Source organism: Alicyclobacillus pomorum DSM 14955, from assembly GCF_000472905.1.
Taxonomy (GTDB): Bacteria; Bacillota; Bacilli; order Alicyclobacillales; family Alicyclobacillaceae; genus Alicyclobacillus_A; species Alicyclobacillus_A pomorum.
Window position 1 is genome coordinate 1 of sequence record NZ_AXAR01000003.1, and the last position, 12,858, is coordinate 12,858.

The window sequence follows — 12,858 nt, forward strand, 5'->3', positions numbered from 1 at the left end:
TCACCTAAAAATCTAGTGAGAGGACATATTGCCGAAGGGCCGTCGGGATGAATCAAATCGCCAAACGGTCGATTCAAGCCTCGCATTTCGTACCGGGCTCCATTAGTTCCGAGCATATTCACGCTGTGCTCATTCGCGACCGGCGCCGAGGCGATAGAAGGCTTGCATCTGAAGGACGGAGTTATTGAGCCGCGTCACGTCAGCAATCTGGTACTGACGGGAGACTGCCTCGCGGACGGCATTGTTACGAAAGAGAATCTCGCAGACCGGTGTGTAACGGAGACGAAGCTCGCCTTCATACCTGTACAGACGTCGCCTGCGGTACCATGCGCCCTGCAGTTGGCCGGTACCGACTCCTTCAGCTTAGGTTCAGAGGAAGAATTCACTGAAGTGGTGATTACACTGCCGGAGCCGTTCGCCGATGACTCGTACGTGCTCGTCGCTATGACCGACCGCCCGGAATGTTACGCCGTATCCGGCGCCAAATCGCGCGCAGCGGCGACTGTGAGAATCGTACGCGCCAAGCCGGGCGCCGAAGTAAAAGGGACAGTACAAACTATCGCCTTCGGTCCGAAAGCATAACTGAAGAGTTCAAGCAGGGGGAGGGCGGCCACAAATTGCGGCCGCCTGTGTTAGTGCGCCCAGCATGGGCGGAATCTTTAGGAAGGTGATAACGTTGAGGTCAATGTTCACTTTCTGTAAGCCCACGCCATAAAGAGCGTGGGTTTTCTTTTTGTATTGGGATAGAATAAAGAAGGATGTCAACGAACAATAAATCCCAATTGGAGTGGTGGTACATACATGACGAACAGGGAACTTGAAATGTTGAATAACCCTAGACCGAACGAAACGCATAACTGGTTAGTGTACGAAAAATCGCCGTACCTTCAACAACATTGTACGAACCCAATCAACTGGTATCCGTGGGGAACTGCGGCGTTCCAGAAGGCACAACGGGAGTCCAAGGCTGTGTTTTTGTCCATTGGCTATTCCTAGCCCTACGGGGCTAATATACAGAAAGTGGGTATCCCTAATTTACATGTCATTGGTGTCATGTGATGGAACGGGAGTCATTTGAGGACCCGGAGGTGGCGGAACTCTTAAATCGTCACTTCGTCGCCATTAAGGTGGACCGCGAGGAGCGGCCTGACATTGATCATATCTACATGACGGTTTGTCAGGCGATGACGGGGCAGGGCGGGTGGCCCCTCACAGTCATTCTCACCCCAGACCAAAGACCGTTCTTCGCAGGAACGTACTTCCCGAAAGAACGTCGATTTGGCCGCATGGGGCTGCTGGAGATCCTGCAGCAAATTCATGAAAAGTGGGAAGAGGACCCAGACAAGGTTGTGGCAGCGAGCCTGAAAATCATGGACCAACTGAAGCCGGCGATGGAAGCTACGGGGAAAGGCGAAGTCGAGATATCCTGGATAGAGGATGCGTACGACGGATTTCGCGATGCATTTGACGAGGTGTTCGGAGGGTTCGGCGACGCACCCAAATTTCCGACGCCGCACAACTTGATGTTTCTTCTGCGGTACGGGCGTTTGAACGAGGATGTGCGGGCCATTGACATGGTGGAAAAAACATTGATGTCCATGTATCGGGGCGGCATCTACGACCACGTGGGGTTTGGCTTTGCGCGCTATTCCACGGACAGGGAATGGCTGGTGCCGCACTTTGAGAAGATGCTGTACGACAACGCGCTGTTGGCGATGACGTACGTCGAAGCCTATCAGGTCACGAAGAAAGATACGTACAAGGACATCGCACGGGATGTGCTGGAGTACGTGCTGCGAGATATGACCAGTGAGGATGGCGCGTTTTACTCTGCGGAGGACGCTGATTCAGAGGGCGAAGAAGGCAAGTTTTACTTGTGGACGGTAGATCAGGTGGTGGAAGTACTCGGCGAGGAACTCGGTGGACGGTACTGCCGGTACTACGACGTCACGCCGGACGGGAACTTTGAAGGGCGGAATATTCCCAATCTCATCGGCCAGTCACATGACGCGTTCTGTGCCCGAGAAGGAGTCCATCCAGATGAGTGGGCGAAGCAGGTCAGAGCCGCCAATCGAACGCTGTTTCAACACCGGGAGAGGCGTGTTCATCCGCACAAAGACGACAAAGTGTTGACGTCCTGGAATGCCCTGATGATTGTAGCGTTGGCAAAGGCTGGTCGGGCGTTTCACGAATCCACCTACATTGCGGCTGCCGAGCGGGCGCTGCAGTTCATCAACGACAACCTGAAAAATCCGGATGGAAGGCTCCTGGCTCGGTTTCGCGATGGTCACGCGGCTCATTTGGGCTACCTGGATGATTACGCATTCCTGACGTGGGCGTGCATCGAACTTTATGAAGCGACGTTCCAACCAGAATACCTAGCCGCTGCCGTCCAACTGCAGGACGTAACGATTCGTTTGTTTTGGGATGAGCGCTCTGGCGGGTTCTATTTTTATGGCAGCGACGCGGAAACGTTGATTGTCCGGCCGAAGGAGGTATACGACGGCGCGACGCCGTCCGGAAATTCCGTGGCGGCGCTCAACCTGGTACGCCTTGGACGACTGACGGGTAATACCGAGTACGAACGCCTCGCGGGGGAATTGTTCTCGGCGTTTGCAGACCACGTCGGGCACTATCCGATGGGACACACCATGCTGCTGATGGCATTGCAGTTGGCGCATGGCAAAGGCAGAGAGATGGTTGTCGTCGGATCGTCGGAACACCCGGAGACCCAGGCAGTGCTTGGACGTATCCAATCCTTGTTTCTTCCTGACACGGTTCTCATTCACCGGCCTACGGACGCAGCCAAGGCGGCGGAATTGGCCGCCCTGTGTCCGTATGTGGAAGACCAGGTCGCTGTGGATGGCAAGCCCACGATATACATTTGTGAAAACTTCGCGTGTCAACAACCGCTCACGGATGTCGAAGAGGCCATTCGGCGACTCCGGTAGTACGACACTTGAAACTGGCGCACGGTATGTCTCCGTGCGTCAGTTCGTATTCCAGCATATGTCTTACATGGGAAAAGTTTAGATACATGTGCAATTTCTACNAGAACTCCCAAGGGGACTTTGGTAGCATTAGGCTAGTCATGTCGCGATGCGTCGCTTTTTCGGGAATCTCGCAATATTATGTGGAATCATGTAACGTTTCTGTTGCACTGTTCGTCCATGTCAGGTGTGGGACTGCCGCCTTAGCAGCATCGCTGGAGACACACGTGAACTTACGTCCAGTTAAGGAGGCGCCAGTGTGAAGGGAAGGAAGTTCATCGCGTTAATGACGGCCCCGGACGGAAGATTCGGCAACACCACCGCTGCAGCAGTAAGGAAAAGATCGCCCAACATTTACCCGTCGATGGCGTCGTAGGTTCAGCGACGTGGACTGCACTGGGTGTGAAGGACACCTCACTCGCTTCCGGGGGAACCAGTGGCGGACCTACCTCTTCATCCTCCAGTCCCTCTCAACGCAATCTCAAGCAAACAGAGATTTGGTTGAATGGCAAGCTCGTTTCAAGCCCTATGGCGTTTGCGTGGAATCATACAACCTATATGCCCATTTGGTACGTCATGGAGGTTCTTCAACGCATTGGCGTGACCCAGCCGCGTCCGTGGGACGGCACGCACTGGTCTATGGCGACCAAGAACGGCCTGTTTACAGCGTACAAGATGGACGGAACAAAGCTGCAAGACTACGCGACGCTCTCCGACGCGGAAGCCGCGGTTTCCAATGTTCCCGGGGCGGACGTGAAAGATGGCTCGGGAACTGTCGTCCATCAAGTGCCAGATTACCGGGCGTTTGCGTCTCCAACGAAAATCGTGGGGGATTTCACCAGCGTGCAAACGGCGGCATCCGCGTTGCAAGCCAGTAACGGATATGTCATCAACGTGAAGACAAATACAGTGGCTCAGTATCCGGAATATTACTATTATTTAAATAACGACGGGCAATGGACAAGCAAGAAGTCTGGGCCGACAGGGACAGCAGCGCCGTCGTTCGCGAAGTTGGGGGAAACGTATTACGTGGTTGCCGCTTCCACCACACAGTACTACCTGTTGAGCCCGGCGGACAACCAATATAGCGGGAAACTGTTGAACCCCAATTCGTCGGAAAATCCGTTGCAGAATGTAGATCTCCGTTTCCCGGCACCGAGCAGTGTCACGCCGGCACAGATTGACAACTGGCTGTCGCAACATCAATCACCGTTGACCGGGCTGGGCACTTCCTTCGTGAGTGCGCAAAATAAGTACGTGGTGGACGCCACGTACTTGGGGAGTCACGCTGTCCTTGAAACATACTGGGGAACGAGCCAGATTTACAAGGCAAAGAACAACCTGTATGGATGGGGGGCATACGACAGCAATCCCGGCAACTACGCAGGTTCGTTTCCTTCGTCAGACTACGCAATTCAGTACGAGGCGTACATCGTACGGCAAGTGTACTTGGAACCCGGCGGGACTTTTTACGTTTCGCCGACACTGGATGGGATGCAAAAGCACTATGCGACAGATACGAGCTGGGCAAATAGCATTGCGCGGATTATGAACCAATACGTGTCTGAGAACAACGGAACCGTGAGTGCGTACCCACAGTTTCCGCAGAGCACTTTACCGCCTGTGTCCCTGATCAGTGACGAACCGGTGTATCGAATGAATCGCGCGACAGCCAAGGTGCTGTCCAATCCTTGCGGAAACCTGCCGGTCTTTTCCGATCCGGGATCTGGCGCGTCTCAGATGTTTCCAGGTACCCTCAAGTACGGCAGCAGCGGCTCTGCTGTGAAGCAATTGCAGAAAGCGCTGGGCGTTACTGCGGATGGAGTGTTCGGGCGGATGACACAAAGCGCCTTGACCGCTTACCAACGCAACCACCCTGGGACAGCGGGGTGTGTGACGGGGCTACGTGGGTCAGCCTATTTCCACCGCCGAAGGCGTTGCCAGTGGGCACCCCGGTGGTGGCGGATGCCATGAAACAGGGCATGGTGGCTAACACCGTGACGGAATGGTGTGACGTGACGGGAAACGGCATCTCCGGTTGGGTGGATGAAAACGACCTCGCTTTTACGAACGTGTATCGCGTTCAAATCCGTCGCGGATATCATGCGAACGTGTACGCCGCCGACAGTAGAAGTTCGACTCGCGTCGGAACCGTACACGTGGGTGACTACATCGTCACCAATACGCCTTCCCCGGATGGATTTGAATTCGTCTAGGTCCAGTTCCTCACGGATGCCACTCAAAAAGGCGAGATCCACATTGGATCTCGCCTTTCATCACGTTGAGATATCCTTCGATGAACTTGGCTTTGGCCATCGTGGTGCGGGTTTCATCCATCACCGTGACATAGAAACACCGCGATTTATGTTAGTGCACTGTGGTAAACGCTGAACAGAGGAAACCAACAAACATCAGGGCACCGAATCTGAACAGAAGTTTTGAAGTACCTTTGACTGCGGGATGCAGTTGTTTCGGCTCTGTATACCGATAGTACAGTTTCACGACATAGATGGCCGAAGGAATGGTGAGAAAAACCAACAAGGCCCACGGTGTCAAATAACCGAGTACGACGAGTGCGAGGACCACCACATAGGAGACGACAAACACGCTGGCAAACAGGACGCGGCCACGTTCGCGACCGAGCAAGATGACTAATGTTCGACGGCCACCCTCGCGGTCCTGATCCATATCGCGTATGTTGTTTCCGAGCAGGATGGCTCCAATCAGCAGGCCGATTGGAATCGATGTCACGACGGATTCCGCGGTAATGGTGCGGGTCTGCACGTAGAACGACAACAAGACAATGGCTGGCCCCATGGCGACAGCGGCTGCCAATTCACCGAATGGCGTGTACGCCAGAGGTTTCGGGCCCCCGGAGTAGCAATAAGCAACACATAGGCACAGCGTACCCACGGCCGCAATCCACCACGTCGTGGATGCACAGATGTATACGCCGAGCAGGACGGAAATCGCCACGCAGATCCAAGCCAATCGAATCACGGTGCGTGGACTCACGCCATCTCGCACGATGGTGCCGGCGATGCCCACCATGTTGTGGTCATCGAGACCCCGCTTGTAGTCGAAGTATTCATTGAACATGTTTGTCGCCACTTGTATGAGAAGCGATGCGATGAGAAAACTTAAGAATAACAGTGCATGAAAACGACCCTGCGACAGAGCCATGCCTGTGCCAATGAGCACCGGGACCAGCGATGCCGTGAGCGTGAACGGGCGCAGAAGTCGCCAGCCAATGGAAAAACGTTCGCGGAAGCTCATCCCCGCACACCTCCGTTTCAACAGACTATCTACCACCCACCGATCATAGCAAACCCGGCCTGCGCCGACAACGCGCACATCTTGGTCAACTTTCCGGCTAGTTGCGAGTTTGCTATACTTGTTGTGGTGTTTTTGAGGGTCATGGTTGCGTAGGATTGAATTCGCAGAATCGGAGGTTTGTCCATGCTGGACTGGCAAATTGTTAAACCATATGAGGACATTATTTATGAGAAGGCGGAAGGCATTGCGAGAATTACCATCAACCGCCCTGAAGTACGTAACGCGTTCCGTCCAGAGACGGTCAAGGAACTTATCGATGCGTTCGCACATGTACGCGACGACGCGGAGACTGGTGTGGTGCTGCTCACCGGAAAGGGAGACAAGGCGTTCTGCTCCGGCGGCGACCAACGAGTCCGTGGGCACGGCGGCTACGTTGGCGGCGACAACGTACCTCGCTTGAATGTGCTGGATTTACAACGGCAAATCCGGGCATTGCCGAAGCCGGTGATTGCGGTCGTGGCCGGGTATGCCATTGGCGGCGGTCACGTGTTGCACTTGGTCTGCGACCTGACGATTGCTGCGGACAACGCGCGGTTTGGGCAAACGGGTCCAAAGGTCGGGAGCTTTGACGCTGGCTATGGAGCCACCTTATTGGCTCGCACAGTCGGTCACAAGAAAGCCAAAGAAATCTGGTTCCTGTGCCGTCAATACACTGCGCAGGAGGCTCTGGAAATGGGGCTTGTCAACGCTGTGGTGCCGCTCGACAAGCTGGAAGAAGAGTCCATTAAATGGGCGCGTGAAATACTTGAAAAGAGTCCGATTGCGCTGCGGTTCCTGAAGATGGCGTTCAACGCAGACACCGATGGACTGGCCGGTCTGCAGATGCTGGCCGGGGATGCAACCATGCTGTATTACATGACCGACGAAGCGAAAGAAGGCATGCATGCGTTTCTCGAAAAGAGGAAGCCTGATTTCAGCAAGTTCCCGCGCCTGCCATAACCTTTTTCACCTCGGCGCGCCCCTCCTGGCAAGGTGGGGCGGTTGTATTTTTGGGGAAGGAGGAGGCGCATGGCGACGACGAGAGACTTCCAACCTGTATTGCCTGACTGGCTTCATCGGCGGGCCGCCGATGTACCGAACAACGTGGCCCTGGAATCGCCGGACCAACGGTTGACCTATGCGGAATTGTTGCAGGCAGCGACGGGACTGGCTTCTAAGCTGCGCGATGTCGGCTTAGTCCCTGGAGACACCGTCGCGCTGTTGTGCAAAAAAGGCCTGGTGTTTGCAGTCGGGCTGCATGGCGTGATGCAGGCTCGCGCGGTGGCTGTACCGCTCAACGTGCGGTTAACGACTGCAGAGTTGTCGTGGCAATTGCGCGATGCCGGTGTCAAGGCCATAGCGCACGACAACTTTTTTGCGGACGTTGCGCACCGGCTTCAGGAAGAGCTCGGCGCAGGCGTGGTCGCTCTGAACCTTGAATCGGTCCAGGCCGATGGCCGTACACACACAGAACGGTTGCACATTGACCTCGGAGAAACGCTCGCCATCATGTATACATCGGGTACCACGGGCCATCCGAAGGGTGCCATCATTACGTACGGAAACCAGTGGTGGTCAGCCATCAACTCTGCGTTATTATTGGGGTTGCAAAAAGGGGATCGGTGGTTGGCGCCGATGCCGTTGTTCCATATGGGCGGATTATCGGTGCTCATGAGGAGCTTGATCTATGGTACAACGGCAGTGATTCACGATAAGTTTCACCCGGATGTGGTCAATCGAACGATTGACGAACAGCACATCAACCTGGTCTCCGTCGTTCCGGTCATGTTGCAGCGCATGCTGGAAGGTCGCACGAGGCCTTACCCAGAGCAGTTGCGGTGCGTGTTGCTGGGTGGCAGTGCCGCACCCAAAGCGCTCTTGGAACAGTGTCAGGCGTTGCAGGTTCCAGTGGCCCAATCGTACGGTTTGACGGAAGCCAATTCGCAGGTGACTACACTGCGGCCGGAGGAAGGGCTACGGAAGCTGGGCTCCTCTGGTAAGCCGTTGCCAGCCACAGAGGTGGCCATCTGGGTGGATGGCAAACCGGTGGGAGCCCACGTGCCTGGAGAAATCGTGGTGCGGGGGCCGACCATTGTACCCGGGTATTTTCATCGGCCGGATGCCACAGCAGCGGCGATGGAAAACGGCTGGTTCAAAACGGGGGACATCGGCTACATCGATGAAGAAGGCTATTTGTACGTGTTGGACAGACGCAACGACTTAATCGTCTCTGGCGGTGAAAACGTCTACCCCGCAGAGGTGGAAAGTGTGCTCTCGACCCACCCCGGCGTGATTGAGGCGGGTGTGACAGGCAGAGAGGATGCAACTTGGGGGCAGATACCCGTTGCTTTCATCAAGGCCGTGTCACCTGGGCCGGATTTGTCGGCGGAATTGGAGGAGCACTGCCGCAAGTACCTGGCAGGATACAAAGTTCCAAAGGCGTTTTTCTTCGTCGATGACTTGCCGCGGAATGCGTCTGGAAAGCTCATGCGAAGGAAGTTACGAGAATGGCTCACCCACACATTGCAACAAAGCTAGAATACGACTTGGATTCACTGTGCGGCCGGTTGCGTGCAGCGGTTGACGCTGCCATGCAGACGTTCAAGGACCGGCCCACTCGTGCGGTCGTCAGTGCGACGGCGGATGTCGCGGTGCCGTGGTCTTTGATCCGCCGCTTGGCCGGAACCTGTCCGACTGCCAGTGAGCGGATGTATTGGTGTCTGCCGAGTGAACGAACCTGTCATCTGGCGCTCGGCGCAGCTGCCGTCATCCTGGCAGACGGCGAGAACCGTTCGGCCGACGTTCGCCGTCAGATGCATCAGTATGGTGTGGTTTTGGAAGCAACGGACACAGTCGGCAGTGTTGTACAGGAATCCCGTGACGCGACTGCCGTGTGGTTTGGAGGCATGTCGTTTGACATTGGTGAGCGACGGAGTCCGTGGGTGAACTGGCCAGAAGCGAAATTTGTGTTGCCACACCTGTGGATTTGCCGCACAGACGCTGGATGTCGGGTGACGGCGATGGTGGTCATCGGGGACGGCCAGGATGTCGAGGCCCAGTGGATGGGTCTGCAGCGCCAAGTGCAGTCGCTGACTCGACTCAATCAGCGCGATGCCGACGGACAACGTGTCGTGCAGAGCCACGGAACAACGGCCGAACCCGGCGTGGATCGTAAGCAGTGGGAATGGGCTGTCGCGCGCACTGCAGAAGACATTCGGCACGGGCGTTATGAAAAGGTCGTTTTGGCGCGTTACGAATTGGTGGAGGGAATCCGGAAGCCACTGTCTCGGGTGCTGGAAACGCTGGAGGCCACCTATCCAGACAGCCAGGTTTTCGCCATCTGGAACCAAGGACAATGCTTCTTGGCAGCCAGTCCCGAGCGCTTGGTGTCCGTCAGTGGAAGCCGCGTGGACGTCGACTGCCTGGCAGGGACGATTGGCCGCGGGAGCACGCCCGACGAGGATGCGGCCTTGGAACGGAAATTGTTGGCGAGTGCGAAGGACAGACATGAACACGAAGTGGTGCGCGCATGTATCACCGAACAGTTGCAGGCTGCGAGGGTTCGCTCTATTGATTATCCAAAGCAACCATTGATCAAGAAACTGGCCAACGTACAGCACTTACACACGCCAATAGTGGCCGTGCGGAATCCAGAGCAGACTGTGCTCGATTTGGTGGAACGGCTTCACCCGACACCGGCGGTTGCGGGAATGCCGAGAGACCAGGCGCTGCAGGTTATCCGGCAGCGGGAAGGCATGGACCGCGGTTGGTACGCGGGCCCCGTAGGGTGGATGAACGCGCGTGGAGAAGGGCAGTTTGCAGTGGCACTACGGTGTGCGTTGGTCATGGAAGACAACGCGTATCTCTTCGCAGGTGCAGGTATCATGGGGGATTCTGAACCTGCTTCGGAGTGGCAGGAGACGAAAATGAAACTGCGCGCCGTACAATCCGCCCTCATGGCGAATAACGGAGGCGTAGCTGAATGACTGAAAATCCAGCGTTATATATTGTAACAGCGTTTATGACTGAACTTCGCAGAGCTGGAGTTCGCAACGTGTGCATCTCACCCGGTTCCAGGTCCACGCCGTTAACGATGGCTGTCGCTCGCCACGGCGAATTTGCCACGTGGACACTTTTGGATGAACGATCCGCGGCCTTCTTTGCCCTCGGCGTAGCACGCGCCAGCGGGGAACCCGTGGCATTGATTTGCACGTCCGGCACTGCGACCGCCAATTACCTACCAGCCGTTATGGAAGCCCGGCAGTCGAATGTGCCGCTCATTGTACTGACGGCCGATAGGCCGCCGGAACTGCACGGCATCGGCAGCAATCAGACCATCCGGCAGGACTACATGTACAACGATTACGTCAAGTGGTCGTTCAGTATGCCGGTCCCGGAGGAGAACCCTGCACTGGTGCGTCACGCACGCTCCGTCGCGTGGCGGGCTGTCGCGCACGCCACAGCGGTCCCGCAAGGCCCCGTGCACCTCAACTGGCCGCTTCGCGAACCACTCGTTCCACCGAAGAATCCGCCTGCATGGGCAACGGCGGAGGCGAGCGGTGGGCTTCGTCACTGGTTTGAGGGGCGGTTGACGGTGGCCGACGAGGTGACAACCACAATGTCACACTGGCTGAAGTCTGCGGAACGTGGGCTCATCGTCTGCGGTCCGCAAGATGATCCGAGCCTCGCCAGCCCCATCATGCGGCTGGCGGAACGGTGGAACGTGCCGATTCTGGCAGATCCGCTTTCACAACTTCGTACAGGTTTACACATCAACGACCTTGTCATTGACACGTATGATCTATTTTTGCGCAACAGGCAGTTGTGGTCGGCGTTCACGCCAGATGTGGTGGTGCGTTTCGGCAGGACGCCGACGTCGAAAGTGCTTGGGCAGTTCTTGGCGGCCTGTGACGATGCTCACCAGGTTGTTGTCACCGACGACGTGGGTTGGAAGGACCCGTTTTTCACGGCGTCGGCAGTGGTGCAGGCGGATCCTGCGTCGTTGTGCGAGGCGCTCTTAGAGACACTGGATGGGTCGCTGCAGCGCGAGCGCCAGTGGACCCGCATGTGGACAGCGACAAACCGCGCAGCCGCTGGCGTGGTGGAGCGCATGGGGCAGAACGAGGTATGGTCAGAAGGACGAATCTTCTATGAGCTTTCGCATCTCTTACCGGACGGTGCAACGTTGTTTGCAGGGAACAGCATGCCGGTGCGTGACTTGGACGATTTCTACTTGAAACAACGACATCGCGTGCGATTTTTGGCCAACCGCGGTGTGAGCGGCATCGATGGTGTCGTCTCATCTGCGCTCGGCGTTGCCGCGGTCAGCCCAGAACCTGTCGTCTTGGTGATTGGGGATGTCTCGTTTTTCCACGATTTGAACGGACTCTTGGCGGCAAAGATGCACAACCTGAACCTGCTTGTCATTCTCGTCCACAACGACGGGGGTGGCATCTTCTCGTTTCTGCCGCAGGCTGCGCATCCGGATACATTTTCGTACTTTCGCACGGAACATGGATTGGACTTCCAACGCGCTGTGGAAATGTACGGAGGTTGTTTTGAGCGAGCTGAGGACTGGCCTGCCTTCCGTACAGCAGTTGGCCGATTGTTGTCTCGTGGTGGGCTCAATGTCCTCGAAGTCCGCACCGAGTCATATGAGAACGTGCGCCTACACGAAGACGTGTACCATCAAGTGGCAGAGGCAGTGGAGGAATTGGCATGGCCGAGCAGATGATCCAACTGGATGAGCGGGCGTGGTATGCGTCCGTGCAGGGCCGAGGCCATCCCATCTTGATGCTGCACGGCTTTACGGGAAGCGCTGACTCGTGGACACACGTTGCGAAGGCATTGGCAAACCGATTTCAGTGCATTGCGGTCGATATTACGGGCCACGGTCGAACTTCTGCACCGATGGACATTTCCGCCTACACGATGGAGAACGTGTGTGCTGACCTCCTGCAGGTGATGTCGAAGCTGGGGCATGACAAGTTCCACGTCCTCGGCTATTCTATGGGTGGTCGGCTGGCGCTCTGTCTCGCGCTGACTGCCCCTTGGCGCGTTCTCAGTCTCTGCCTAGAAAGTGCCTCGCCGGGCCTGCAGACAGAACAGGAGCGGGCACTACGCAGGGCGAGTGACGAGCGATTGGCCGATGAGATTGAACATTACGGCGTCGAAGTGTTTGTGAAGAAGTGGGAGCAGCTGCCGCTGTTTGCGACGCAGGCTCGATTGCCAGAGTCCGTGCGGCTTGCCCAGCGGAACATTCGCCTGTCTCAGCGAAAAGTGGGGTTAGCCAACAGCCTCCGCGGGATGGGAACCGGTGTGCAACCGAATCTCTGGGGGCGACTCGGGGAACTGAACATGCCGGTGTTGCTAGTGACCGGCGCGCTGGATGAAAAGTTCTGTCACATCGCAGAGCGCATGCTGCGAGAGATGCCCGTAGGGCGTCATATCACCATTGCCGATGCGGGGCACACGGTCCACATGGAGCAAACGGCGGCCTACGTGGACGCTGTTGCCGCGTTTTTTGCACAAAGCGAACGAGGGGAAGTGTGAC

Annotated in this window: 11 protein-coding genes; 10 read left to right on the forward strand and 1 reads right to left on the reverse strand. The window is 56.4% G+C overall.

Features of this window, described 5'->3' with window-relative positions:
* Positions 1-162: 162 nt before the first annotated feature.
* The 5 genes from YWK_RS0103665 to YWK_RS0103690 all read left to right on the forward strand — a co-directional run bounded on the left by YWK_RS0103665 (position 163) and on the right by YWK_RS0103690 (position 5,206).
* On the forward strand, positions 163-582 hold the full coding sequence (locus YWK_RS0103665; RefSeq protein WP_026963736.1) for a WIAG-tail domain: 420 nt from the start codon (positions 163-165) through the stop codon (positions 580-582).
* 219 nt (positions 583-801) lie between these two features.
* A complete protein-coding gene (locus YWK_RS22750) occupies positions 802-996 on the forward strand; it encodes a DUF255 domain-containing protein (protein ID WP_342664230.1) in 195 nt (64 codons plus the stop codon).
* 62 nt (positions 997-1,058) lie between these two features.
* Positions 1,059-2,951, forward strand: coding sequence for a DUF255 domain-containing protein (locus YWK_RS0103675; RefSeq protein ID WP_026963738.1), 1,893 nt, complete (start codon positions 1,059-1,061; stop codon positions 2,949-2,951).
* Positions 2,952-3,548: 597 nt separating this feature from the next.
* Positions 3,549-4,964: a glucosaminidase domain-containing protein gene (locus YWK_RS20775; RefSeq protein WP_051375074.1), complete on the forward strand. Its 1,416-nt coding sequence runs from the start codon at positions 3,549-3,551 to the stop codon at positions 4,962-4,964.
* Entirely contained in the window at positions 4,961-5,206 is a 246-nt protein-coding gene (locus YWK_RS0103690) for a hypothetical protein (RefSeq protein WP_026963740.1), read from the forward strand. The genes YWK_RS20775 and YWK_RS0103690 overlap by 4 nt, the downstream gene beginning before the upstream one ends.
* A gap of 151 nt (positions 5,207-5,357) precedes the next feature.
* Here the strand turns inward: YWK_RS0103690 and YWK_RS0103695 are convergent, their stop codons facing one another.
* Positions 5,358-6,266, reverse strand: coding sequence for a 1,4-dihydroxy-2-naphthoate polyprenyltransferase (locus tag YWK_RS0103695; protein WP_026963741.1), 909 nt, complete (start codon positions 6,264-6,266; stop codon positions 5,358-5,360).
* A gap of 183 nt (positions 6,267-6,449) precedes the next feature.
* Here YWK_RS0103695 and menB point away from each other — a divergent pair, with 183 nt between their 5' ends.
* The 5 genes from menB (at position 6,450) to menH (ending at position 12,857) form a co-directional block, all read left to right on the forward strand.
* Positions 6,450-7,265, forward strand: a complete 816-nt coding sequence (gene menB / locus YWK_RS0103700; protein WP_035465952.1) for a 1,4-dihydroxy-2-naphthoyl-CoA synthase — start codon at positions 6,450-6,452, stop codon at positions 7,263-7,265.
* Between the two features lie 69 nt (positions 7,266-7,334).
* The gene (locus YWK_RS0103705; RefSeq protein WP_026963743.1) at positions 7,335-8,843 is read left to right on the forward strand and encodes an o-succinylbenzoate--CoA ligase; all 1,509 of its coding nucleotides are present in this window, start codon (positions 7,335-7,337) and stop codon (positions 8,841-8,843) included.
* On the forward strand, positions 8,813-10,291 hold the full coding sequence (locus YWK_RS18160; protein ID WP_051375075.1) for an isochorismate synthase: 1,479 nt from the start codon (positions 8,813-8,815) through the stop codon (positions 10,289-10,291). Before YWK_RS0103705 ends, YWK_RS18160 begins: the two co-directional genes overlap by 31 nt.
* Entirely contained in the window at positions 10,288-12,039 is a 1,752-nt protein-coding gene (menD, locus tag YWK_RS0103715; protein WP_026963744.1) for a 2-succinyl-5-enolpyruvyl-6-hydroxy-3-cyclohexene-1-carboxylic-acid synthase, read from the forward strand. Before YWK_RS18160 ends, menD begins: the two co-directional genes overlap by 4 nt.
* Complete coding sequence (menH, locus tag YWK_RS0103720) at positions 12,024-12,857, forward strand: 2-succinyl-6-hydroxy-2,4-cyclohexadiene-1-carboxylate synthase (RefSeq protein ID WP_245578506.1); 834 nt, start codon at positions 12,024-12,026, stop codon at positions 12,855-12,857. Before menD ends, menH begins: the two co-directional genes overlap by 16 nt.
* The last annotated feature ends 1 nt before the right edge of the window (position 12,858 follow it).